General features: G+C 70.6%; 15 protein-coding genes and 2 rRNA genes (1 of these 17 cut by a window edge). 10 read left to right on the forward strand and 7 right to left on the reverse strand.

Annotated features, from left to right (window positions below; all coding sequences use genetic code 11):
• From K7C98_RS40560 to K7C98_RS40570, 3 genes are all read left to right on the forward strand, one after another.
• Positions 1-1,068 (forward strand): 23S ribosomal RNA (locus K7C98_RS40560) (it extends 1,875 nt beyond the left edge of the window).
• Positions 1,069-1,244: 176 nt separating this feature from the next.
• Positions 1,245-1,361, forward strand: a 5S ribosomal RNA gene (gene rrf, locus K7C98_RS40565).
• 125 nt (positions 1,362-1,486) lie between these two features.
• Positions 1,487-3,127, forward strand: a complete 1,641-nt coding sequence (locus K7C98_RS40570) for a L,D-transpeptidase (RefSeq protein ID WP_224197303.1) — start codon at positions 1,487-1,489, stop codon at positions 3,125-3,127.
• 69 nt (positions 3,128-3,196) lie between these two features.
• Here the strand turns inward: K7C98_RS40570 and K7C98_RS40575 are convergent, their stop codons facing one another.
• Both K7C98_RS40575 and K7C98_RS40580 read right to left on the reverse strand, forming a co-directional pair.
• The gene (locus K7C98_RS40575; protein ID WP_224197304.1) at positions 3,197-3,754 is read right to left on the reverse strand and encodes a hypothetical protein; all 558 of its coding nucleotides are present in this window, start codon (positions 3,752-3,754) and stop codon (positions 3,197-3,199) included.
• A gap of 128 nt (positions 3,755-3,882) precedes the next feature.
• A complete protein-coding gene (locus tag K7C98_RS40580; RefSeq protein WP_224197305.1) occupies positions 3,883-5,103 on the reverse strand; it encodes an aspartate kinase in 1,221 nt (406 codons plus the stop codon).
• Between the two features lie 426 nt (positions 5,104-5,529).
• On the opposite strand from K7C98_RS40580, the gene K7C98_RS40585 reads away from it, so the two are divergent.
• From K7C98_RS40585 to lpdA, 4 genes are read left to right on the forward strand one after another with little or no spacing between them, the layout of a single operon-like run.
• Positions 5,530-6,489, forward strand: coding sequence for a thiamine pyrophosphate-dependent enzyme (locus K7C98_RS40585; protein ID WP_224197306.1), 960 nt, complete (start codon positions 5,530-5,532; stop codon positions 6,487-6,489).
• The gene (locus tag K7C98_RS40590; protein ID WP_224197307.1) at positions 6,486-7,451 is read left to right on the forward strand and encodes a transketolase C-terminal domain-containing protein; all 966 of its coding nucleotides are present in this window, start codon (positions 6,486-6,488) and stop codon (positions 7,449-7,451) included. The genes K7C98_RS40585 and K7C98_RS40590 overlap by 4 nt, the downstream gene beginning before the upstream one ends.
• 18 nt (positions 7,452-7,469) lie before the next feature.
• Positions 7,470-8,783, forward strand: a complete 1,314-nt coding sequence (locus K7C98_RS40595; RefSeq protein WP_224197308.1) for a dihydrolipoamide acetyltransferase family protein — start codon at positions 7,470-7,472, stop codon at positions 8,781-8,783.
• Positions 8,784-8,804: 21 nt separating this feature from the next.
• Positions 8,805-10,229, forward strand: coding sequence for a dihydrolipoyl dehydrogenase (lpdA, locus tag K7C98_RS40600; protein ID WP_224197309.1), 1,425 nt, complete (start codon positions 8,805-8,807; stop codon positions 10,227-10,229).
• 99 nt (positions 10,230-10,328) lie between these two features.
• On the opposite strand, the gene K7C98_RS40605 is transcribed toward lpdA, so the two are convergent.
• Positions 10,329-11,207 (reverse strand): class II glutamine amidotransferase, encoded by an 879-nt coding sequence (locus K7C98_RS40605; protein WP_224197310.1) that lies wholly within the window; start codon positions 11,205-11,207, stop codon positions 10,329-10,331.
• Positions 11,208-11,445: 238 nt separating this feature from the next.
• Between K7C98_RS40605 and K7C98_RS40610 the strand changes: the two genes are divergently transcribed.
• Together K7C98_RS40610 and K7C98_RS40615 are read left to right on the forward strand one after the other, a co-directional pair.
• Positions 11,446-13,296 (forward strand): acyl-CoA dehydrogenase, encoded by a 1,851-nt coding sequence (locus K7C98_RS40610; RefSeq protein ID WP_224197311.1) that lies wholly within the window; start codon positions 11,446-11,448, stop codon positions 13,294-13,296.
• Positions 13,297-13,549: 253 nt separating this feature from the next.
• Positions 13,550-14,290, forward strand: a complete 741-nt coding sequence (locus tag K7C98_RS40615) for a hypothetical protein (RefSeq protein ID WP_224197312.1) — start codon at positions 13,550-13,552, stop codon at positions 14,288-14,290.
• Positions 14,291-14,576: 286 nt separating this feature from the next.
• On the opposite strand, the gene K7C98_RS40620 is transcribed toward K7C98_RS40615, so the two are convergent.
• Both K7C98_RS40620 and K7C98_RS40625 read right to left on the reverse strand, forming a co-directional pair.
• Positions 14,577-15,173, reverse strand: coding sequence for a hypothetical protein (locus K7C98_RS40620; protein WP_224197313.1), 597 nt, complete (start codon positions 15,171-15,173; stop codon positions 14,577-14,579).
• Positions 15,174-15,438: 265 nt separating this feature from the next.
• On the reverse strand, positions 15,439-15,879 hold the full coding sequence (locus K7C98_RS40625) for a Fur family transcriptional regulator (protein ID WP_224197314.1): 441 nt from the start codon (positions 15,877-15,879) through the stop codon (positions 15,439-15,441).
• Between the two features lie 105 nt (positions 15,880-15,984).
• Here K7C98_RS40625 and dcd point away from each other — a divergent pair, with 105 nt between their 5' ends.
• Entirely contained in the window at positions 15,985-16,551 is a 567-nt protein-coding gene (gene dcd / locus K7C98_RS40630; protein WP_224197315.1) for a dCTP deaminase, read from the forward strand.
• A 48-nt stretch (positions 16,552-16,599) separates the two neighbouring features.
• On the opposite strand, the gene pbpC is transcribed toward dcd, so the two are convergent.
• Entirely contained in the window at positions 16,600-19,002 is a 2,403-nt protein-coding gene (gene pbpC, locus K7C98_RS40635) for a penicillin-binding protein 1C (RefSeq protein ID WP_224197316.1), read from the reverse strand.
• Positions 19,003-19,090: 88 nt separating this feature from the next.
• Positions 19,091-24,823 (reverse strand): alpha-2-macroglobulin family protein, encoded by a 5,733-nt coding sequence (locus K7C98_RS40640; RefSeq protein ID WP_224197317.1) that lies wholly within the window; start codon positions 24,821-24,823, stop codon positions 19,091-19,093.
• Positions 24,824-25,175: the final 352 nt, after the last annotated feature.

The following is a 25,175-nucleotide window of genomic DNA, read 5'->3' on the forward strand; positions in this document are numbered from 1 at the left end:
AGGGTCTGACGCCTGCCCGGTGCCGGAAGGTTAACAGGAGATGTCAGCGCAAGCGAAGCATCGAATCGAAGCCCCGGTAAACGGCGGCCGTAACTATAACGGTCCTAAGGTAGCGAAATTCCTTGGCGGGTAAGTTCCGTCCTGCACGAATGGCGTAACGACTTCCCCACTGTCTCGACCCGGGACTCAGCGAAATTGAAATCGGGGTGAAGATGCCCCGTACCCGCGGCAAGACGGAAAGACCCCGTGAACCTTTACTGCAGCTTGGCACTGGTTTTCGGACTTGTCTGTGTAGGATAGGTGGGAGGCTATGATGTGGGGCCGCTAGGTTCCACGGAGCCAACGTTGAAATACCACCCTGAGAAGTCTGAAAGCCTAACCGTGACCAGTGAGCCTGGTCCGGGACACTGCCTGGTGGGTAGTTTGACTGGGGCGGTCACCTCCGAAAGAGTAACGGAGGCGCGCAAAGGTTCCCTCAGGCTGATTGGAAACCAGCCGAAGAGTGTAAAGGCATAAGGGAGCTTGACTGCGACTCATACAAGAGGAGCAGGCACGAAAGTGGGCCTTAGTGATCCGGTGGTTCTGAATGGAAGGGCCATCGCTCAACGGATAAAAGGTACTCCGGGGATAACAGGCTTATCACGCCCAAGAGTTCACATCGACGGCGTGGTTTGGCACCTCGATGTCGGCTCATCGCATCCTGGGGCTGTAGTAGGTCCCAAGGGTTTGGCTGTTCGCCAATTAAAGCGGTACGCGAGCTGGGTTCAAAACGTCGTGAGACAGTTTGGTCCCTATCTGCCGTGGGCGCAGGAATCTTGAAGTGGAGCTGTCCCTAGTACGAGAGGACCGGGATGGACAGACCCCTGGTGTTCCGGTTGTTTTGCCAAGAGCATCGCCGGGTAGCCATGTCTGGAACGGATAACCGCTGAAAGCATCTAAGCGGGAAGCCAACCACAAGATGAGGATTCCCTGAAGGTCCGTCGTAGACGACGACGTTAATAGGCCGGGTGTGGAAGCGCGGCGACGCGCGGAGCTAACCGGTACTAATCGACCGTTCGGCTTGACCTTGGGCACCGCTCCCGTGTGGCGGTTTGCAGTCCGAGGTTCCGAGCGACACACGCACGAAGGCCAAATGGCCCGCTCCGAACCGGAGCCCCGTGCACAGCGCACAATCTCTTTGCGAGTACGAATCGGCCACCCCTCACAGGGCGGCCGCCGGACCCGCAGCTCGTCGAACAAGTTTTGCTGGTGGCTATGGCGGAAGGGCCACACCCGATCCCATCCCGAACTCGGTCGTTAAGACTTCCAGCGCCGATGGTACTGCAGGGGCGACCCTGTGGGAGAGTAGGACGCCGCCAGCGCTATGCCCCCTTCGAAAGAAGGGGGCTTTTTTATTTGGTCTCGTCAGAGCATGGGCGGAAATCTTCCCCTTGTGCTCGGCGTAGGCTATCCACTCCGCATGCCCGGATCGCCCAGAAATTGGCTCTTGGCACTCGGTTTCGCTGCCTGCGATTCGGCTCCCCGGTCCGAACCGCCAGCCGAGCTGCCGGCCCCGGCCGCCGAGGAGCGGCGTCCGGAGACCCGGCTTCCCGAGGCCGACCCGCACTCGCCGGAGGCGCTCGGGGATGCCGGGGGCGACGACAGCTCCGCGCCCGACGGCACGGCGCCGGACGAGGCGGCGCCGGACAGCACGGACACGACCGTCGCCGAGGTCGCCGGCGCCGAGCCGGACGACGAGGTTCGGGCTCCGGAGGGCTACGGGCAGATCCGGCCGCCGCTCGGTGTGCCGGCGTCCGAACTGCTGAAGCTGCACGCCCTGGCCGGCTACGAAGTGGTCACGGTCTACTCGCGGCCCGACATGACCGGCGAGAAGCTCGGCTATCTCCGGATCGGTACGCGGATGATGACGACCGAGAAGGTCGAACACGAGAGCTGCAAGGGCGGGTTCTACGGCCTGCCCGCGGGCGGCTACGCGTGCGCGAGCAAGGGGCTCGTGGTCGATGCCGACAAGCAGCCGCCGATGAAGTACCCGCCGCCGGCGCCTCGACTCGATCAGGGTCATCCCTACGAATACGGCTTCGTCCGCCGGTGGAACAGCCCGATGTGGTGGCGGATCCCCACCGACCAGGAGCTCACCGCCATGAATAGCCAGCGCGCCGTGCGGGAGTCCGAGCGCCTGGCCACGAAGGAGCCGCCCACCGACGCGCCGATCCCCGCCGAGACAGCGGCCGAGGGTTCGTCGCTGGCGGAGCTGCCGAAGCCCGACCCGGTGCTCGTCGACGTGAAGTTGCCGCTGAGCCCGAATACGCCGTGGCTCGAGCGCGGGTTCTTCCTGTCGCTCGGCGAGAAGGTGGTGGAGCGCGGCCTGACGTTCTATCGCACGGCGCGCGGGGCGTACGTCTCGGCGGCCGACATCTCGCGCTACGAGGCGAAGGACTGGGTCGGCGTCGCGCTCGACGAGCAGGGGATCACCTATCCCTTCGGCTACGTCAAGAAGGACACCAAGCTCCTGCAGCTGACCGCGGACGACAAGCTGAAGGCGACCAAGTCGGTCGAACGGCGGACGTTCCTCGACCTGACCGAAGAGACAGAGATCGGCGGGCGCGCCTACATGATCACGGCCGACGGTCTGCTGGTGCGCAAGGATCACCTGATGATCCCCGACCTGCAGGCGCTGCCGAAGGGGCTCGACCCGTGGGAGCGGTGGATCGACGTAAGCGTGTCGCAGCAGATGCTCGTCGCCTACGAGGGCACGCGCCCGGTGTACGTGACGCTGGTGTCGAGCGGGCGCAAGGGGACGAAGGAAGACCCGTACGAGACGCCGCGCGGGCGCTGGCGGATCTACAGCAAGCACGTGTCGACGACGATGGACGGCAGCTCGGCCACTGACGGCAACTACTCGATCCAGGATGTCCCCTGGACCATGTTCTTCTTCGGCAGCTACGCGCTTCACGGCGCCTTCTGGCACCGCAGCTTCGGCACGGTTCGCAGCCACGGCTGCGTGAACCTGGGGCCGAGCGACGCGCGGTGGCTGTTCCACTGGACCACGCCGTTCTTGCCCGAGGGGTGGCACGGCGTGAACGCGACGGACGAGAGCCCGGGCAGCACGGTGGTCGTGCGCGACTGAGGCGCTGCGGGCCGGCTCGTGGCGAGACCCCGCGCTCCTCGAGCGTCGGGGTCTTGACACACGCGAGCTTCAGGCGCCGCACTCGTCGATGACGATCATGTTCTGGTCGCTGCAGTAATAGTTCTTGCCGTCAGGGAGGCAGCAGCCGATGCCGCCGACCGGAGACGACGCGTCGCAGGCATCGCCCGCGGCCGGGAGCGGATCGGGGCACTCGATGGGGTTGAGGTTGTCCGGATCGACGCCCTCGAACCCGCAGGCGTAGTAATCGTTGCTGGGGTCCCAGCCGCACTTGCCGAACGCGCCGCCGGTGGTGCCGGCCGTGGTGTCTTCGGTGGTGGTGGCGGTGTCGTCGGTCGTGGTGCCGTCGCTCGTGGTCGACGTCGGCGCGTCGCCGGTGGTGGTGGGCGCGGTGGTGGTGGGCGCAGCGGTCGAGGTGCCCGTCTCGCCGTCGGTGCCGTCGGTGGTCGAGGTGCCGTCGGTGCCGTCGGTGGTCGAGGTGCCGTCGGTCGTGTTGTTGGTGGCCGTGATGTTGGTGTCGGTCCCGGAGTCGGTGGTGCCGGTGTTGATGATGCAGCCGGTCGCGACGAAGAGGCCCGTGACGGCGATCAGCGTAAGGTTCTTGAGCATGACTCTCTCCGATGTGCAGAGGTTATGGGCACGCGCGCTCGAGCGAGCGACCGCGAGCGCGACTGAGACGTCGTGTGTCGTCGCGGATTCACGGGGCGGCGTCCTCGCGTGGAGGACGCCTCCAGATGTCAGCGAGCCTCGACGCCGCGGCCGATGAACGTGGCGTGCAGCGCACGCACCGCCTGCACGCGTCGGGCGGACTCGACGATGAAGGCGAGGCTGTGCGAGTCGGTGTGGACCTCGCGGACGGGGACATCGGCGGCGTGCAGACTCTCGTAGGCGCGGGCCACGACGGCCGGGTTCTCCTCGAGGCCGGCGCCGACGCAGCTCACCGCGGCGAGGCCCTCGACGCACTCGAGCCCGGCGAGGTCGCGGCCGAGCGAGCGCGCGAAGCCGCCGAGCCGCGCGAGCGCCTCGCTGCTGTCGGTCCGCTGCGCCTGCGACAACAGGCCGGTGACCCCCTGCTCGGCGATCCGGAGGTGACGCAGGCCGAGCGGGCCGAGCTGGCGGATGGCCTCGGGGACATGGCGGAATGCACCTGTGCGAAAAGACAGGTTCACGCGGATGATCGAGGCGTCGGAGGCGACCGCGCGCACGCCGGGGCGCGAGGGCGGGTTCTTGCGGATGACGGTCTCGCCGGTGATCTCGGGGCGACTGTGGCGGGCGTAGATGGCGATCCCGCGCTCCTCGGCGAGTTGGACCGCCTGGGAGTGGAGGACCTTGGCGCCGGCGCGCGCGAGCGCCTGCATCTCGCCGTAGGAGAGGGTGTCGAGCCGCATGGCGTCGTCGACCTCGCGGGGGTCGGCGCTGTAGACGCCGTCGACGTCGCTGTAGATCTCGCAGTCGGCGTCGATGGCGGCGGCGAGGGCGACGGCGGTGGTGTCGGAGCCGCCGCGGCCGAGGGTGGTGACGTCGCGCTTGTAGCTGACGCCCTGGAAGCCGCCGATGATGACGATGTTGCCGGCGGCGAGCTCGTCGAGGACGCGGAACGGCCGGACCTCGACGATGCGGGCGCGGCCGTGCTGGTGGTCGGTGATGATGCCGCACTGCGAGCCGGTGAGGCTGATGGCCTGCCGCCCGAGCGCCGCGATCGCCAGGGCCAGCAGGGTCATCGACCCGCGCTCGCCGGTGCTGAGCAACATGTCGAGCTCGCGCGCCGGCGGCGGGTCGATGAGCGCGCGCGCCATGGCCAGCAGCTCGTTGGTGGTCTTGCCCATGGCGGAGACGACGACGACCACGGGCTGGTCAGCCGCTCGCTCGACGATCCGGAGCGCGCAGTGACGGATCCGCTCGAGGTCGGCGACGCTGCTGCCGCCGAACTTCATGACGACCGGGGCGGGCGAGCTCACGGCCCCGAGATGTACACCCTCGACGGGCCTCCACCCAAGTTTGTCGCGGCGCGGCGGAAGTAGCGCCGCCGGCTCGGCGAGCGCGACGCTCGCGGCTCCCTGCGCGCCGACCCGAGCGGAATGAGATGACTGAACGAACATGTTCTCATGGGCATGTCGAAGAGGACAGATCGTTGCGGGTAGAGGACGGTGCGCGATGGGCGCTGGTCGGCGGGGATTCGCACGCGGCGCTCGGAGATAGGCGACTTGCCGAGCGCGGCAACAGGCCGCTCGCGGCGACGTGATCGCGCTGTGCGTCGCGTTGCGCAGGTGAGTCGGCGCGCAACATCACGGAGGCGGCGGCCGTGGCCGGGCGTGAACGGGCTTCCGGGGCCGCGGCCGACCTTGACGTTGGGTTTGGCGCGCAGTTACAACCCCTCCGCGCGCATGGAAGACTGTCCCTGGGATCCCGAAGGAGTGGAGGTCTGCCTCGATCCGGAGGGGCAGCTCGTCGACAGGCGGGCGGCACAGGGGGTCGATCTGCGGGGGCTGTACAAGCGACTCGTGGCGGCGCGGTGCCTCGACCTGCGGGTCGGCCGGCTCGGCTTGCCGATGTGGGTGTCGTGCGCGGGAGAAGAGGCGGTCTCGGTGCTCACGGCGATGCTGGCGGGCCAGGAAGACTGGATCTACCCGGGCGTCCGCGACTTCGCCCTGGCGCCCATCCGCGGCCTCGACCTCGATGACTTTGCGCGCCAGATCCTCGGCGTCGCCGGCGACGCCGACCGCGGTTACAACGGCCGGCCGGGCGCGGTAGCGGCTGCCGATCTCGGCATCGCCTACGCACCCGAGCCGCTGGGCCTGCACCTGCCGCTCGCGGCCGGTCAGGCCCACGCGCAGAAGCTCGCCGGGACCGGCCGGGCGACGGTCGTCATCTTCGGCGAAGGGTTGACGACGACGGCGCTGTTCCACGAGACGGTGGCGCTCGCGTCGGCGTGCGACCTGCCGCTGGTGCTGGTGTGCAAGAGCCAGCTCTGGCCCGAGGGCGCGCCGGCCGAGGCGGGGCTGCTCGGGGACAGCGTGGCCGAGCGCGTGAAGGCGTGCGGGTTGTGGTCGCGGCGGGTGGACGGCGCGGATGTCGTGGCCGTGCACTCGGCGCTCGACCAGGCGCTGCGACGCGCCCGTGATGCGCGCGGGCCGGGGCTGGTCGAGGTGGTGGTGACGCAGCTGCAGGCCGGCGCGACGGAGGCGGACATCCCGGCGCACCGCGACCCGATCGAGCGGCTCCGCCGACACCTCGACCGCGAGGGACAGTGGACGCCGACGTTCCAGGACGTCATCGAGGCGGAGGTGCGGGGGCAGCTCGAGCGAGCCTTCACGCACGCGCAGGCGAAGGAGGCAGGGCGATGAGCACGCTCGAACGCTTGTCCACGATCGTCGCCGAGCTGCTGCGCGACGATGTCCGCCGCGTGCTGCTCGGCGAGGATGTTCGCCAGGGCGGGATGCTCGGGCTGTCGCGGGCGGCGACACGCGACCCGAGCCTCGGGCTGCGGGTGCTGGCCACGCCGCTGACGCCGGCGGCCGGCCTGGCCCATGCGACAGGTCTCGCGCTGGCGGGACGGCGGCCCATCGTGCTGCTGCAGTCCGCGACGGCGCTGCTCGAGGGCTACGCGGCGCTGCGCGAGCTGGGCCGGATCGCGGGGACGTCGGCGGGCGAACGCAGCGCGCCGGTGTTGATCGTGGCGCCGACCGGGCCGGGCTTCGGGCTCGGGGGCGACGGCGCGGACTCGCCGGACGGGGCGATCGCAGGCGTGCCGGGGCTGCGCGTGGCGATCCTCGGCGACGCGCGCGAGGCGGGGGCGATGCTCCGCACGGCGGCCAACTTCGAGGCGGGCGAGGACCCGACGGTGTTGCTGCTGCCGCGCGCGCTGCTCCTGCGCGAGGTCGAGGACGGCGATGTGGTCGAAAACCTCGGCCGGCCGCTGTGCGCGGCGCGGTGCGTCCGCGACGGCGCGGCGGCGACGGTGTTCGCGTGGGGCGCTGCGGTCGACGTCGCGTGCGCGGCGGCGGAGCAGTCGGGCCACGACGCGGCGGTGTACGAGCTCGGGGGGCTGGCGCCGCTCGACGTCGAGGCGGTGGTGGCCGCGGCGGCGCAGACCGGCAAGCTGGTGATCGCGCACGCAGGCGGACTGTCCTTCGGGCCAGGTGCCGAGCTGGCGGCGCTCCTCGCCGATCGCGCGATCCTCCACCTCGACGCGCCGATCGTGCGCGTCAGCGGGCGCGACGGGCCGCTCGCGCGCCAGGACGAGATGTCGGGCTTGCCCGGCGTGGCGGCGATCGCCGACGCCATCCACCAGGTCGTGACCTACTGATCAGGAGCCGGAGTCTTCATGCTCGAGTTCAAGCTGCCGGAGATCGGCGAAGGCGTGGTGGAGGGCGAGATCGTCCGCTGGCACAAGCAGCCCGGCGAGCCGGTGCAGGCCAACGAGGCGCTCGTCGAGGTGATGACCGACAAGGCGACGATCGAGGTGCCGTCGCCGGTCGCGGGGGTGGTCCGCGAGCTCAAGGCGCAGGTCGGTGACATCTGTGCGGTCGAGCAGGTGATCGCGATCCTCGAGGTCGGCGGCGCACGACCGGCCGCCAGCCCGGCCGCTCCGGCTGCACCGAGCGCGCCGCCATTGGCTGCTCCTTCGGGCATGTCCAATGGGACAGTGCTGGCGACGCCGGCGGCCCGCGCGTTGGCGCGTGAGGAGGGGATCGACCTCCGCGGCCTGCCGACCGACGACCGCGGCCGGATCACCAAGGGGGACGTGCTCAAGGCGGCCGAGGCGGCGAAGCTGCCGCCGGCCCCGAGCGTGCCCGTGCCGCCGCCGATCGTCGTTCCGGCGGCCCCGCCGGTCGCGGCTGCCGCGGTCGGCAAGCCGGCTGCGCCGGTGCCGGCCGCTCCGGTCGCGTCGATGCCGGTGGTGCGCCCGCCGCACACGGCCGAGGCCGCGGTCGACGACGAGGTGGTGCCGTTCCGCGGCATGCGGCGGCGGATCGCCGAGGCGATGACGCGCTCGTACACGAGCGCCGTGCACTACACGTACGTCGAGCAGGTCAACGTGACCAAGCTGGTGCGGCTGCGCCAGGAGGCCAAGGCGGCGGCGGCCGAGCAGGGCGTGAGCCTCACGTTCTTGCCGTTCATCGTCAAGGCGGTGGTGCACGCGCTGAAGAAGTACCCGATCGTGAACGCCGAGCTCGACGAGGCCGGCGGCCGGATCTTGCTGAAGAAGCGCTACAACATCGGCGTGGCCGCGGCGACCGACCAGGGCTTGATGGTGCCGGTGGTCCACGGGGCCGACAAGCTCAGCATCCTCGAGATCGGGCGGGAGATCGCGCGGCTCGGCGAGGCGGCCAAGGCCGGCACGGCGAGGCGCGAGGACCTGACCGGCGGGACGTTCACGATCTCGAGCCTCGGCAACATCGGCGGCGTGCTGGCGACGCCGATCATCAACTTCCCCGAGGTCGGGATCCTCGGCGTGCACGCGATCCGCAAGGTGCCCATCGTCGACGAGCGCGACAACATCGTCGTCGGGCACCTGATGAACCTCTCGGTCTCGCTCGACCACCGCGTGGTCGACGGCTTCGAGGGCGCAAACTTCCTGCAGGAGGTGCGGCGCTTCCTCGAAGACCCCAACTTGCTGCTGCTCGCAGGGATCTGACCTCTCGCACAGGAGACAGTCGTGGCCACGATCAAGAAGAAGGCGCTCATCATCGGCGCGGGCACGGGCGGCTACCCGTGCGCGATCCGGCTCGGCCAGCTCGGCGTCGACGCGATGCTCGTCGAGAAGGACAAGCCCGGCGGGGTGTGCCTCAACGTCGGCTGCATCCCGTCGAAGGCGCTGATCTCGGCGACAAAGCTGTTCCACAAGGCCCAGCACGCGACCGAGATGGGGCTGTCGTTCTCGTCGCCGACGGTCGACATGGTCAAGATGCAGGCGTGGAAGGCCGGGATCGTCAAGAAGCTGACGGGCGGCGTGGGCAGCCTGGTCAAAGGGGCAGGTACGCAGTACGTCACGGCGACGGCCGAATTCCTCGGGCCGAAGCAGGTCCGCCTGCGCTACGCCGACGGCAAGCCCGACGACATCGTCGAGGCCGAGCACGTGGTGCTGGCGACCGGCTCGCTGCCGATCGAGATCCCCGGGTTCAAGGTCGACAACAAGCGCGTCCTCGACAGCACGTCGGCGCTCGACCTGGCGTCGGTGCCGAAGCGGATGGTGTGCATCGGCGGCGGGATCATCGGCCTCGAGCTGGGCCAGACGTTCCAGCGCCTGGGCACGCAGCTGGTGGTGCTCGAGGGGCTCGGGCGCATCTTGAACGGCGTCGACCTCGAGTGCGCCGACGTCGTGGCGCGCCAGATCAAGAAGGACGGCGGGCAGATCTTCACCAACGCGAAGGCGGTCGGCTGGGAGGAGCGCAACGGCGAGGCCGTGGTGAAGGCGGAGATCGACGGCAAGCTGCAAGAGTTCGTGACCGACGTGATCCTGGTGGCGGTCGGCCGCCGGCCGGTGACGAAGGGCTTCGGGCTCGAGAAGACGGGCGTGAAGGTGAACGAGCGCGGGTTCGTGCCGGTCGACCAGCGCCAGCAGACCAATGTGCCGGGCTTCTACGCCGTCGGCGACGTGTGCGGGCAGCCGATGCTGGCGCACAAGGCGTCGCACGAGGGCGAGGTGCTGGCCGAGGTCATCGCCGGCAAGAAGACGATCAACGACGCGCGCCAGATCCCCAACGTCGTGTTCACCGAGCCGGAGATCGCGTCGTCGGGGCTGACGAAGGAAGAGGCGGAGGCCCAGGGCCGCAGCGTCAACGTCGGCAAGTTCCCGTTCTCGGTGCTCGGCCGGGCGATGGCGATCGGCGAGACGGCGGGCTTCGTCAAGGTGATCACCGACGCGGCCGACGACCGGATCCTCGGGGTCCACATCGTCGGGCCCGAGGCGAGCGACCTGATCAGCGAGGCGGGCCTGGCCATCGAGATGGGCGCGTTCGCGGAGGACGTGTCGCTGACGATCCACCCGCACCCGACGCTCAGCGAGGCGCTGATGGAGGCCGCCAAGCACGCGCTCGGCGAGGCGATCCACATCGCCAACCCGCGCAAGAAGGCGCACTGAGACGGGTGTCCTTCGGGGCATGTCCCCAAGGACCTGTCGTAGACGGGGCCGGTCTGGATGTCCTTTGGGACATGAGGCCGGCTCCGGCGCTCTCGGGGCTCAGTGGGTGCGGCGGTCGACGGGCTCGCCGGCGTGGAAGCGTTGCATCTGCATGCGGCCGTCGGCGCCGACCATGTCGCCGGGGGTGAGCGGGGTCCAGACGTTGTCGCCGTGGAGGGGCTCGCTCGAGAAGATGAGGTGGCTGACGAAGCCGCGGTCGGGCGGCGGCGGGCGCTCGCACTCGGAGGCGAAGAAGGCGCAGGTGTCGCGCTCGGGGCAGCGCTGCTTGTGGGCGCTGAAGTACAGTTGCTTGCCGCCCTGGTGGCCGAGCATGACGTGGCCGTTGGTGAGGACGAAGGTCAGGTAGGTCTCGCTCGGCGAGCCCTCGTTGTCGGCGCAGCACGGGCCGGCGAGCGACTCGACCTCGGCGAGGGCGTCGCGCACGGCGCCGGCGACGTCGGCGAGCGGGAAGCCGGGCCGGTGGAGCTCGTGGCGCTGGGCCATCTTGCCGAGGATCAGATAGAAGAGGACCTCGCTGTCGGTGTTGCCGAGGATGAAGCGGCGCAAGATCGGCGGGACACGGGCGACGAGCTTGTCGCGGATGGTGGCGAAGCCGCGGACGTTGCCGTTGTGGGCGAACACCCAGGCGCCGAACTGAAACGGGTGGGTGTTGATGGTCGAGAGCTCGCCCTGGGTGGCCTTGCGAATGTGGGCGAGGACGGTCTCGGAGGTGACGATGCCGGAGACGTGGCGGAAGAGGTGGTCGCTGACGGCCGCGGATGCGCTCTTGATGACGTGCGGGGCGTTGGCGACGTAGTACGCGACGCCCCAACCGTCAGGGTGGTGTTCGCTCTGCAGCATCAAGGCGTTGTCGGCGCTGACGAGGCTCCGGTGGACACCGCTTTGCATGACGGAGCGAAACCCGAAGATCCGGCACATGGAAGCTGCCGGCGAGCTTACCACGCTCAGGGAGCGCCGCGCCCGCCGCTCGGCCGCGCTGCCGGATCCGGCAACACTTGCCGCGCGCGCGTGAGCGCGGCATGCCGGCCACGCGGCCCAACGCGGCGCCCCACATTGCCGAGGATGGCGATGATGTACGGGCCGAAATGCCTGGAGGAGGCCGAGGAACGGCGTTGACAAGGAGTTCGGGATCGGACTACCACGGCTGCATGCCGGCATGCGTCCGGCGATCGAGGCCTTCGTGATCACCGCCCAGAATCACTACAAGAGCAACCTGCGCGACATCTTCTTCAATCTGTTCGAGGTCCTGAAGATCCAGGAGTCGTCGCTCGGCAAGGGTGTCTATTCGAACATGGACGAAGAGACAGTTCGCTCGACGCTCGAGGGCTACGAGGAATTCTGCCAGAAGGAGCTGGCGCCGACGTGGGCGCTTTCGGACCGGATCCCGCTCGAGCTCGACAAGGAGACGGGGACGGTCAAGCTGCCGGAGGCGGTGGGCCGGGCGATCCGCACGACGCTCGAGCAAGGCTGGCCGCTGCTCAGCCTCCCCGAACACCTCGGGGGCAGCGGCGCGCCGCCGTCGGTGATCTGGAGCGCGTTCGAACTGACGGCCGGCTCCAACGCGGTGATCGCGTTCTACCTGTTCGGGCCGATCATCGCCCACATCATCGACCGCCTGGGCACGGAGAAGCAGCGCGAGCGCTTCTGCAAGCCGATGCTCGAGCGCCACTGGGGCGGCTCGATGGTGCTGACGGAGCCGGACGCGGGCTCGGACGTCGGGGCGGGCCGCACGAAGGCGCGCCAGGTCGACGGCGACGTGTGGGAGATCGAAGGAGTCAAGCGGTTCATCACCAACGGCGACTTCGACGCCGCGGAGAACATCGTGCACCTGGTGCTGGCGCGACCCGAAGGGGCCGGGCCGGGGACGAAGGGGCTGTCGATGTTCATCGTGCCGAAGTTCTGGGTGAACGAGGACGGCAGCCTCGGCGAGCGCAACGGGGTCTACTGCACGAACATCGAGCACAAGATGGGCATCAAGGCGTCGGCGACCTGCGAGCTGACGTTCGGCGAGCGCCACCCGGCCCGCGGCTTCCTGGTCGGCGAGGTCCACGACGGCATCCGCCAGATGTTCCACGTCATCGAGCACGCGCGCATGGCCGTCGGCGCGAAGTCGATGGCGACGCTGTCGACGGCGTACCTGAACGCGCTCGAGTTCGCCAAGATCCGCGTGCAGGGCCCCGACCTGCTGCGCGCGACCGACAAGTCGGCGCCGCGCGTGCGGATCATCGAGCACCCCGACGTGCGCCGGATGTTGATGACGCAGAAGGCGTTCGCCGAGGGGATGCGCGCGCTGACGCTGTTCACGGCGTCGGTGCAGGACGCGGTCGAGCTGAAGGGCGGACACGGAGCCTCCGGCAGCGACGAGCTCGACAAGCTGAACGACCTGCTGCTGCCGCTGGTGAAGGGCTACTGCTCGGAGAAGGTGTACGAGCTGCTGGCGCTGTCGCTGCAGACATACGGCGGGTCGGGCTACTGCCAGGACTACCCGATCGAGCAGTACATCCGCGACCAGAAGATCGACTCGCTCTACGAGGGGACGACGCACATCCAGGCGCTCGACCTGTTCTTCCGCAAGATCGTCCGCGACGGCGGGGGCACGCTGCGCGTCCTGATGGGCAAGATCGAGGCGACGCTGGCCGAGGTCGACACGAAGGGGCCGCTGGCGGTCGAGCACGCGGCGCTGTCGCGGGCGCTCGCCGACCTGCAGGGGATCTTCATGACGATGCCGGGGAAGCTGCAGGAGTCGCTCTACCACGTCGGCTTCCAGGGCAACCGGATCCTGTTCGCCACGGCGGAGGTGGTGATCGGCTGGCTGCTGCTGCGCCAGGGGATCGTGGCCGCGGCGCGCCGCGAGACGGCGTCCGACAGGGACCGCGACTTCTATCAGGGCAAGCTGGCGGCGGTCCGGTTCTACGCCCGCAACGTGCTGCCGGGCGTGACGCTGACGCGCAAGCTGATCGAGCAGGGGACGCTCGAGCTGCTCGACGTGCCCGAAGGCGCGTTCTGAGGCTCGCGTGAGCGAGGCCGTCGCGCGCGACGGAGATCCTGTTGGAAGTGATGGCCGCGAGCGTGACGCTCGCGGCCATCGCCGTTCCGGGGGACCGTGGGACGTGCGCTCGCTCGAGGTCGCTCGGGGTCGCTGACGAGGTCGGTGGTCGCGTGCGTCGGACGGTCGCAGCGCGGGCGCCACTCGCGGCGAGCGACCGCGAGGTCGCGGAGGGGCGCGCGGACGCACGGGACTTGCTACTCTTCGCGCGACCATGACTCACCGCGCTTCGCTCGTCCTCGCCGTGCTCGTCCTCGCCTGTCAGAACCCGCAGAACGCGGGGCCGCCTGCGGCCAAGTCGGGGCCGGAGGTGAAGACGACCGAGCCGCCGGCGAAGACCGACCCGCACGCGGCCAATCCGCACGCGGGCAACCCCCACGCGATGGGGCCGCACGCGGGCGACGCTCCGGGGACGGAGACGTCGCGGCCGGCGCGGGAGGCCGTCAATCCGCACCCGGTGACGCCGAGCGGCAAGACGCGCGAGGAGGCGGTTCCCGGGCTCAACTACAAGGTGCCGGAGGAGTGGACGAAGAAGCCGGGCTCGTCGGCGATGCGACTGGCCGAGTTCACCCTGCCCGGCCCGGGCGGCGACGCAGAGCTGGCGGTGTACCGGTTCGCGGGCGGCGGCGGCGACGCGAAGTCGAACGTGCACCGCTGGCGCACGCAGTTCACGAAGGCCGACGGGACGCCGCTCGGCGACAGCGACGGCGAGGTGCAGGAGGTGTCCAAGCCGCCGCTCAAGGTGACGCTGGTCGACCTGACGGGCACCTACGTGGCCCAGGTGACGCCCGGCGCGGCGGAGCGCTACAAGGACCCGAACTTCCGCATGCTGGCGGCGATCGTCGAGGGCGCAGGCGACCCGTACTTTTTTAAAGCGGTCGGTCCGGAGACGACGCTGGCGGTGTGGAAGCCGACGTTCACGACGTTCGCCGACGCGCTCACGGTCGTGCCCTGAGGCCGACGGGCTGAAGGCCGAGAGCCCGCGGACGCGCGGCGAGGCCACCGCTCGGGTCGAGTTACATGTCCGTTCGGACATGTAACTCGGCGGAACGGAGCGAACCGAGGAAACGCTGAGAACATGTCCTCGCGGACATGTCCTCAGCTGGTGGGCAGGCGACGCGGGGTTGCCGTGGCTGCGTGAGGCTGGACGCGTCCGGGGTTCAGGCTCCCGGTGGTGGGCAGGCGCCGCCGGGTTGCCGTGGCTGCGTGGTGCTCGGAGGCGCGGCTGGACGTGTCGGGGTTCAGGCCTGGGCCCACAGGGCCGAGAAGGCGGCGACCTCGGCGTCGAGGAGGAGGTCGAGGTCGGGGCGGTCTTGCATGCACAGGAGGCGCTTGCGGCGGACGTCGAGGACGGCGAACGCGACGTCACGCGGGCCTTGCTCGCGGAGCACACGGGCCATCAGCCGCGCGGCGATGTCCGAGTGCGTGTGCGGCAGCGCGTCCTCCTTGAAGTAGAGTTTGATGAGGTGGGGGCGGCCGTCGATCTCGAGGCCGAGCTCGGGATTGACGCTGACCGGGAGGCCCTGCAGGCTGCCGATCTGCCAGCCGGGCTCGAACCACTCGAGCCGCCGCTGGCCCCACCAGCCGAGGTACGCGTCGGCGAAGTTGTCGTAGCGACCGCCGACGCCGCTGCGCGCGAGGTGGACGCGGATCTCCCACTTGTCCCCGCCGGCCGCGTGGGTGCGGATGATGGCCTCGCGCAGCGGCCGATACAGATCGGAGGTGGTCGTGTACGGACCCCGGTGCTTGATCTCGCGCACCTTGGCCAGCTTGCCGGTCATGCTGGGCCGGTTGACGTAGTCGACGAAGTCGGTCAACGAGATGCGGGTCGCGTGCATGGGCTCCTCGATTCGAGGAGGACCGTAGGCGATGACTTTGATCCGCTGCGGATCAAGCCTGCGAGCGCGTATCGCCGCGAATTCAGGCTGTCTGCCGAATGGCGCGAGCGCTGATCCGGATCAGATCAGGCCGCGGTGAATAGCCCCGCTGGCAGATGGGCGGAGAACGTCGTACGAGACGACGACGATGCGCGCACGGGTGGTGCGAAGGCGGCGACGCAGACGCGGCAGGCAGGCGCGGGCGAGGGCGATGAATGGCGCGGCTTCAGGCGCAGCGGGCACACTGGCCCTTGATGAGGATCTCGGAGATGTTGCCGACGACCGACTTGTTGGAGCCGGGGGCGGGGGTGAGTTTGACGCGCACGGTCGAGAGGCAGGTGACCTCGCCGCACTGGGTGCAGACGAAGTGCGGGTGCTCGGGGTGGTGAGCCTCGCGGGCGCGCAGCTCGAAGCGCCAGACGTTGTCGCCGAGGTTGATGCGGTTGAGCAGGCCGGCGCGGGTGAGGTCGACGAGGTTGCGGTAGAGGGTGGCGGCGTCGAAGCCGAGGTGGGCGAGGGCCTCGACGAGCTCGCCGTGGCTGGAGGGGGTGCCGGTGCCGTGGAGGTGCTCGAGGACGGCGATCCGCGGGCCGGTGACGCGAAGACCGGCCTCGCGGATGGCGTCGCGCAGGAGGTCGAGCGAGGCGCGGGCTTTCGGGCGCGGCATGCCGCGAGAGGATAGCACCGGCGGCCCAGCCGCAGCAGCAGGCCGGGGCGGCCTCACGCGGCTGGGGCGCAGAAGCGGCCGCAGCTGTGGTATGCGGGGCCCGCCATGACGATCAAGTCTGACCGCTGGATCCGCCAGATGTCGCAGGAGCACCGGATGATCGAGCCGTTCGAGCCGTACCAGGTGCGCGAGACGGAGGGTCGCCGGGTGGTGTCGTTCGGGACGTCGAGCTACGGCTACGATGTCCGCTGCGCGCCGGAGTTCAAGATCTTCACGAACATCAACTCGGCGGTGGTCGACCCGAAGGACTTCCAGAAGAACAGCTTCGTCGACTTCACGGGCGAGGTGTGCATCATCCCGCCGAACTCGTTCGCGCTGGCCCGCACCGTCGAGTACTTCCGGATCCCCCGCGACGTGCTCGTGATCTGCCTCGGCAAGTCGACCTACGCGCGCTGCGGGATCATCGTCAACGTGACGCCGCTCGAGCCGGAGTGGGAAGGCCACGTGACGCTCGAGTTCTCGAACACGACGCCGCTGCCGGCCAAGATCTACGCCAACGAGGGCGTGGCGCAGATGCTGTTCTTCCAGTCGGACGAGGCGTGCCAGACATCGTACGCGGACCGCGGCGGGAAGTACCAGGGGCAGCGCGGGGTGACGCTGCCGCAGACGTAGCGCCGGTCCCCAAGGGCATGTCCCGGGGGGCAGCCGCAGATCAACGGGTCAGCGGACGCTGAAGCGGGTCGACTCGAGGCGGGCGGACAGGCGCGGGTCGGCGGGGCGGGCGAGGACCTCGTGGTCGCCGGGTTCGGCGGCGATCTTCAGCTTGTAAGGCCAGGTGCTGCGGCCGACCTCGCGGCCGTCGACGAGGAAGGCGAGCTCGCCGAGGTCGACGCCGCCGCCGTCGAGCTCGGCGCGGACCTCGATGGTCTGGGCGTCGCGCCGCCGGTCGAGCGCGAACACGGTGCCGGGGGCGGGCGCGACGACGCGGAGGACGGGCAGCGCGGCGGGGCGGTCGTCGCAGCCGGGGACGCGGGCGCGGGCGAGCCACGGCCGGCCGTGCACGTCGGGGGTGTCGCCGCCGGCTGTCTTGTAGGCCAGCCACTCGTCGTACTCGGGCGGGAACACGACGGCGGTGGCGGCGGCCTGGGGGTCGCAGCGCAGGCCGGCCGGAGCAGAGCGATCGGGGCGGACATGGACGTGCAATTCACACGTGTCCTTCGGGACATGGTCCCTGGAGAACTTGCGATGGACGGCCTCGTCGCAGGCGGGGCCGACGGGGGCGCCGGACAGTGGGCAGACCTCGAGGTCGACGAGCAGCTCGGGCTGCCACAGCGGGCGGCGCTGCGGGACGTCGTCCATGGCGCGACGCATGACGTCGGCGAACAGCGGGCCGGCCCCGGAGGCGCCGGTGAGGCGGGCGGTGGGCGAGCCGTCGGCGTTGCCGAGCCAGACGGCGACGGTGCGCTCGCGGGTGTAGCCGACTGTCCAGGTGTCGCGGTACCCGGAGGAGGTGCCGGTCTTGACGGCGACGGGGTAGGCGAGCTGAAACGGGCCGCGACCGTGGAGGCCGCGCACGCGCGCGAGCGGGTCGCTGAGGGCCTCGGTGACGAGGGCGGCGACGTCGGGGGCGAAGACCTGCACGGGGACCGAGACGGGGTCGGTGGTGGTGTAGCGGAGGGCGATCGCCTCGCCGCCGCGCGCCAGGGCGACGTAGGCGCCGGCGAGCTCGCGCAGCTCGACCTCGCCGCTGCCGAGGGCGAGGGCGAGGCCGTAGTGGTCGGCGTCGCGGTCGAGGCTGCGCAGGCCGAGCGTGCGCAGCGTGCCGAGGATCGCGGCGGGGCCGAGCTCGGCGGCGAGGCGGATGGCGGGGATGTTGAGCGAGCCGGCGAGGGCCTCGCGCAGGGGGATCGGCCCCTCGAAGCCGCGGTTGAAGTTCTCGGGGGTGTAGCTGCCGCCGCCGCGCTCCTGGAAGGTGGTGGGCACGTCGGCGGTGAGCTCGGGGCCGAAGTGACCGGCGGCGAAGGCGAGGCCGTAGACGAAGGGCTTGAGGGTGGAGCCGGGCTGCCTCCTGGCGCGCACCATGTCGACCTGGCCGGAGATCTCGTCGCTGTGGAAGTCGGCGCTGCCGACGTAGGCGAGGACGTCGCCGGTGTCGTTGTCGACGACGAGGACGGCGGCGTCGCTGGCCCCGCGATCCTCGATCGCGGCGAGGTGGACGCGCACGGCGCCCTCGATGTCGCGCTGGAGGTCGAGGTCGAGGGTGGTGGTGGTGGCTGTCCCCGGGGACAGGCGGCCCTCGAGCTTGAGGGCGTCGACGAGGTGCGGGGCGAAGAAGGGGCGGGTCAGCGGGCGGAGCTCGATCGGCTCGGCGACGGCGCGGTCGTGCTCGAGGTCGCTGAGCTCGCCGGCGTCGCGCAGGGCGCCGAGGAGGGCGCGCTGGCGCAGGAGGACGCGATCGGGCCGGACGTACGGATCGAGGTAGGAGGGGGCGCGCGGGAGGACGGCGAGGAAGGCGGCCTGGGCCCAGCTGAGGTCGCGGGGGGCGACGCCGAAATAGCCGCGCGCGGCCACCTCGGGGCCGGTGAGGCCGTGGCCGTACGGGAGGCGGTTGAGGTAGGCGAGCAAGATCTCCTCCTTGCTCAGCTGCTCCTCGAGGTTCTGCGCGCGCGCGACCTCGAGGAGCTTGTCGCCGAGGCCGCGCGCGCGCGTCCGGCCGCCGGCGTCGAGCATCTTGACGAGCTGCTGGGTGATCGTGCTGGCGCCGGAGACGAGGCGACCGTGGCGCACGGTCTGGAGGGCGGCGCGGAGGATGGCCTGCGGGTCGAGGCCGTCGTGCTCGAAGAAGGCCTTGTCCTCGCTGACGAGGGTGGCAGCGAGGAGGCGCGGGCCCATGTCCTCGAGCGCGCGCGGCTGACCGCGCAGGCCGAGGTCGCTGGTGAGCTCGCGCAGGAGACGGCCGCGTCGGTCGAGGATCCTGTGCCCCTCGTGCCAGGTGTCGGCGAGCGCGGCGGTGGGCTCACCGGCGCTGGCGCGGACCATCGACCAGGCGCCGCAGGTGAGGGCGGCGATCGCAGTTGTCCCGAGAGACAGGCCGAGGAGCCAGCGGCGGAGGCGGGGACGCATCGCAGGGAGAACGCGGGAGAGTGGGGGCGACATTCTCGCCGAGTGAGAGGCGCGCGAGCTCGTGCGCCTCTCACTCGTGAATGATGCGTCAGGGCTTGATCTCGACCTTGCCGGCGGTGCTGTAGCCGTGGCTGCCGCCGACGTACATGAACTCGGCGGAGGCGGGCGGGAGGACGAAGGTGCCGGGGGTGGAGGCGCGGACGAGGTAGGTGGCGACGACGCGGTTGCCCCACACGCGGTCGAAGTAGACGAGGACGCGGTCGTCGCGGAGCTCGACGTAGCTGGCGTCGCTGCCGCCCCAGCGCAGGTGGTCGTAGAAGGGGTGGCGGTCGGTGATGTCGGGGGCGCGAGCGACGGTCCAGAGGTCGGGCTGGATCGGCTCGAAGCCGGCGGGCAGGCGGTCGGTGACGGCGAGGAAGTTCATCTGGTTGTGGTCGAGGTCGCCGACCGGCAAGTCGGCGAGCAGGGCCACGCGCAGGACCTGGCCGGGCTTGATGGCGGTGAGGTCGATCGGGCCGCCGTTGCCGTCGGTGATCGCGCGGTAGATGTCGGGGCCCTTGTCGGCGCTGGTGGCGACGAGGCCGCGGGCGTCGTCGAGGGGCCGCTTCCACGCGCCCTCGACCATGAAGGCGATGGCGGCGGTGCTGTCGCTGGCGAGCTTGAGGGCGGACTTCTTGCCGCGCAGGTCGGCGACGGCGATCCGGAACTCGAGGGCGCCGGCGCCGAGCTCGGCGGCCGGGGCGAGGGCGTCGCCGTCGAGGCTGACGCTGACGCCGGCGCCGGTCGGCGGTTGATTCTTGAGCTGCTCGGCGATCGCCATCAGCGAGTAGGCGGTGGCCTGGGTGGTGTAGCTGTCGGTCGCGTCGGCGAGCTGCTGGGTGAGCCTGGCCTTGAGGACCGAGCTGTTGCGCAGGCGGCCGAGGGCGATGACGGTCTGGGCCTTGGTGCGGGTCGAGGAGCCGAAGTAGTAGAAGTCGTTGTAACCTGGCGTTTTGGTCAGCTTGCCGTCGGCGTCGTAGCTGGCCTCGACCTCGTCGAGGAGCTGCTTGACGCGGTCGTCCTGGCCCTTGAGGCTGTCCAGGGCGATGGCGAGGCTGGCGAGGCCGAACACGCCCATGTGCTGCTTGCGGTCGAACAGCGGGTCGGCGGCGCTCTCGGGCAGGGCGCCGAGCTCGCTCAGGGTGTGGGCGATCGCGGCCTGAACCTCGGCCTCGGTGCCGTCGGACAGGAGCATCTGCTCGAGGTAGTCGGTGACGCCCTCGAGCAGGCCGTCGGGGAGGGTGAGGCCGGCGTGCTTGGCGGCGACGAGGGCCCGCACGGCGTAGGCGGTGCCGTAGACGTTGGGGACGGTGTCGCCGGGCCAGTAACCGAGGCCGCCGGAGGAGGTGCGCATGCTGGCGAGGCGCTTGAGGCCGACGTGGATCCGCTTGTCGAGCTCCTCGCGCGTCATGCCGCCGACGCCGATCCGCGGGAGGATGTCGCGCGCGGCCAGCAGCGGGAGGGTGCTCGAGGTGGTCTGCTCGGCGCAGCCGTGCGGGTAGTCGAGGAGGTACTGCAGGCGCGCGCCGAGCTCGGGCCACAGGTGCTGGCCGACGAGGACCTTGATGTAGTCCTTGTCGCCGCGACCGACGAGGATGCCGGCCGGGATGTCGAGGGTGATCTCCTGGCTGCCGACGAAGGCGCCGTCGAGGTGCGGGCGCTCGGCGAGGCCGGGGACGTCGACGGGGATCACCGACTCGACGGCGTCGCGCACGGCGTTGCTGCCGTCGCGGACGTTGAAGTCGAGCTTGAGCTCGCCGGGGACGGTGGCGACGAGCGGGAAGCCGACGCGCTCGTGACCCTGGGCGGGGACGGTGACGACCTGGGTGAGGTCGTTCATCGCCACGGTGGCGGACAGCGGGAGGTCGGTGTTGTTGTGGACCATCGCCGCGGCCTCGAACTTGTCGCCGGTGGCGGCGAAGCGCGGGACGACGGGGATCATCATGACGGGGCGACGGACGGTGAAGTCGCTCTCGACGGCGGCGCCCTTGCCCTGCTTGTCGATGACGACGGCCATCATGCGGAAGCGAGTGAGGTTGTCGGGCAAGGTGAACTTGACGGTGGCCTTGCCAGCGGCGTCGGTGCGCAGGTCTGGCTTCCAGAAGGCGGTCTGGACGAAGTTCTTGCGGGTGTTGGTGACGGAGGCGCTGGCGTCGCCGTCGCCGGCGGTCTGGCTGTGCTTGAACAGCGCGGCGAGCAGGTCGCGCGAGTCGCTGACCTCGAAGGCGAGCGGCTGACCGGGGCGCAGGGCGGAGGCGGGGTCCTCGGCGTGGAAGTTGGTCATGCGCAGGACGCCCTCGTCGACGACGGCGAGCGCGACCTCGGCGCCGGCGACGGGCCGGCCCTTGTGATTGACGTCGACGGTGATCGCGACCTCCTCGCCCGGCTCGTAGGTGGTCTTGTCGCTGGTGACGCCGGCGCTCAGTCGGACGTCGTCGAAGGTGACGGGGATCCGCAGGACGCCGATCTTCCAGTCGGTGCGCTCGTCGCCGGCGCCGATCGGCAGCAAGGTGACGGTGGCGTGGATGTATGGGGCGTGGCTGGCGGTGATCGGGACCTCGAAGAGGGCGGCGGCCTCGTCGAGACGTCGCACTTCTTGCTTGAGGAGGCCGCCCTGCTCGACGGTGAAGATCGCGGTGGCCGCCGGGAAGGGGCTGCGCACCAGCAACTTGGCGGTCTCGCCGGGGGCGTAGCGCGACTTGTCGGGGGTGAGCTCGACGGTGCGGCCCTTGCTCGGGACGACCGGCTTGTCACCGCCGCGACCCCAGGCCCATAGATCGGTCATGCCGCCCGGGCGGCCGTCGACCTCGGCGCGGACCTCGTAGGAGCCGGAGCTGGTGGGCACGAGGTCGCAGCTGGCGGGGACCTTGCCGCTGGTGGCGGTGCAGTGACCGACCTCCTTGGTGGTGCGCTGCCACTGATAGTCGTAGCCGCCGCCCTTCATCGGCTTCTTGCTGTAGGTCCAGTCGACCTCGTACATGCGCGCGGTGACGGGGACGCCCTCGACCGACTTGCCGTCGCGGTCGACGACGCCGAGCTGCACGCTGACGGGGGCGCCGACGTCGCTCCACGGGCGGGCGATCTTCAGGCCGGCGTAGCGGCTGGCCGGGTGGACGACGACGCTGCCGCGGCCGGCGATGTGGCGATAGGAGGTGTCGGCGACGTCGGCCTCGAGGGTGAAGTTCTGCGGGCCGACGGTGCCGGAGACGTCGAGCTTCTGGGAGATCTTGAGGGTGCCGTCGGGGCCGAGCTGGCCGCTGCCGGCGCGCGACCAGTCGTCGTCGCCGTCCTCTTCTTCCCACCACTCGTCCCGCTGCTCGGTGAAGACGAGGCCGGCGTCGACGAGCGGGCCCGAGGGCAAGGCCGCCGGCTCGCGCGTGACGGTCCACTCGACCTGGGCCTTGTCCATGGCGGCGCCGAACAGGTACTTGCCGACGACGGTGGCCGACAGCACGCCCTTGGCCTCGCGGGCGTCGACGTCGACGGTGAAGCGCGGGGGCTCGAACTCGGCGACCTGGACGACGGCCTCGTCGAGGCGCGCGTCGCTGTTGGCCTCGCTGACGACGATGAGGTGACGACCGAGCCGCGCCTCGGCGGGGACGGTGTAGTCGGCGGCGACGCTGCCCATGTCGTCGGTGATCAGCGGGAAGCTGGCGAGCTCCTCCTCGGTCGGGCCGATGACCTTGACGACGACGGGCTTGCCGGCGAGCGGGGTGATGTCGTCGCCGAGGCGCTGGCGCACGCTGGCCTTGACGTGGACGACGGCGCCGGGGCGGTAGATGCCGCGGTCGGTGATGACCATGCCGCGGCGGTCGCCGAGCTGCGGCGCCGACTCGGCGGAGTAGTGGGGGAACAGCCGGTTCTCGCTCGAGGGGTTCTTGAGCTGGACGGTGAGGGCGGTAGGTCCGTCCTCGACGCGCACGGCGGTGCTGCCGGCGCGGTCGAGGCCGACCGGGAGCACGGCGAAGCCGTTGGCGTCGGTGGTGCGGCCGGCGACCTTGTCGCCGTTGAGGCTGAAGCTGGCCCCGGGGACAGGTTCGCCGGTGGCCAGGCGGGCGACGTGGACGAGGGTGACCTCGGGCAGGACGTGGGTGTGGACGGCGAGGGCGCGGTCGTCTCCGGGGGTGACGAGCGCGAGCGGCTGGCGCGAGGCGCTCATCCACGCGGGGTACTGGATCGGCTGGGCGCCGGCGACCGGGTCGACGAGCTTGATGCCGAGGACGTAGCTCTTGCCGGGCTCGAGCTTGGAGAGGAGGTCGACCTGGGTGGTGACGAACTTGTCGGACTCGGCGGCGGGCTCGATGGTGATCGCGGTGGTGGGCGGGCCGTCGGGGGCGGTGCGGCGGTCGACCTGCTCGCGGGCGCGGGCCAGCGCGGCGGCGTCGTCGGCGACCTCCCAGGCGTGGATCTCGGCGCGGGCGGTGTTGCGCGAGCTGACGGTGAAGGCGCGGCTGGCGGCGCCGTCGAGGATCATCACGCCCTCGGGCATCGCCACGCTGGCGGCCAGCGGGGTGGTCTCGACGGTGATCGCGGTCGGCGGGACGGTGTTGCCGTAGATGTCCTTGAGGGCAGGCAGCGCGACGCGGTAGGTGGTCGACGGGAGGAAGTTGCCGGACACGACGACGCGGCCGCTGCTCTCCCAGGTGTCGTTGCTCCACACGCTGAGGTTGTCGACCGCGGGGGTGACGGAGACCTGGTTCTTGAGCCAGGCCTGCGAGGCGTCGAGGCGGTTGGTGAACTCGAGCGCGACCTCGCGGCCGTCGGTGCGCAGGCGCGGGCTCTGCCAGTCGCACACGCTGCGGTCCCAGGCGTAGCCACAGCTGACGGTGGTGAGCTCGAGCGGGCCGGCGGCCTCGAAGTGGCGCTCGAACTCGTCGCCCCGGTCGCCGCGGGCCTTGAGGGTGAGGGCCGCCTCCTCGCGCAGCCGGGCGCTCGGCTTGACCTCGACGACCTGGCGCGGGTTGACGGTGAAGCCGTCGAGGCGGCTGCCCTTGAGGTGGGCGAGGGTGACGGCGATCTTCTCGCCGTTCTCGTAGGCGAGGTCGATCAGGCCCTCGGCCTTCTTGAGGTTGACGGGCTGGTCGAAGATGACGAAGAAGCTGGCGTCGGTGCGGACGCGGCCGCCCCACTGCGGGTAGAGGTTGACGACGCCGTAGTCGCCGGGGGTCGGCAGGTAGGTGATCGTCTTGCCGGCGATCTCGATGCGCGGCTCGGCGGTGAAGCCGGCCTTCCACGGCTCCATGGCGCCGCCGTCCTCGGTGGTGAGGCCCTGGACGGCGAGCGCGTAGGTGACGTCGGGGTCGAAGGGCTTGGCGGCGCGGAACTCGAGCGTGCGATTGCTGGTCCACACGGCCTTGCCGGCGACCGCGGGCTCGAGCGTGATGGTGCCGGCGGCCGCGGCGACCGGCTTGTCCTTGACGATCTTGCCCGGCAGCTTGACCGCCCGGTTGAAGCGCAGCCGCACGATCTGGCCCTCGACCTCGAACTTGCCGTCCTCGAGCGTCGGCCAGTTGACGGTGAGCTGCCGATCGCTGCCGACATCCTCGCCGGCGATGTCGAGCTCGGGCCGCGGGCCGCGGTCGGTCGGCGGCGGCGGGAAGACCAGCGGCGCGCCGGTCTTGTCGGGGATCGTCCGCACCAGCGAGTCACCCGCCGGCTGGTCGTCGACGACGGTGGCTCCCGTGTCGGTCGCTGGCTTGTTGACGGGCTGACAGGCGGCGAGGGCGAGCAGCGCCGGCGAGAGGGGGAGCAGACGGAGACGAGGACCGCGTGGGTGCTGCATGACGGGGAGGACGCGGCGGGGCCGCGGCGACAATGGTGCATGCGAGGCGGTGCCCGACGGAAGCGCGAGCGGTCGCGGATGCACGCTGTTTCGCCGGCAAGACGCGCGAGCGGGGGGACAAAATCCCACGCCCGCGGCGCGGAAGCGCCCGCGCGGCGAGGCCGCGCGGCGCAGCGAGCTCGGCGGCGCCGGCCGGGGTCGCGCGGGCGACCTCGACTTCGTCGTCGCGGGCGGGGGCCGCGGGTGGAGCCCTGTCCTCAGGGCAATGGTTTTTGCGACAGGCCCTTCAGGGCAGGTCCTTCAGGGCAGGCGCTTCAGGGCAGGTCCTTCGGGACAGGGGCGCGAGGCGGTC

It is taken from the genome of Nannocystis pusilla, assembly GCF_020073745.1.
In the GTDB taxonomy this organism is placed as follows: domain Bacteria; phylum Myxococcota_A; class Polyangia; order Nannocystales; family Nannocystaceae; genus Nannocystis; species Nannocystis radixulma.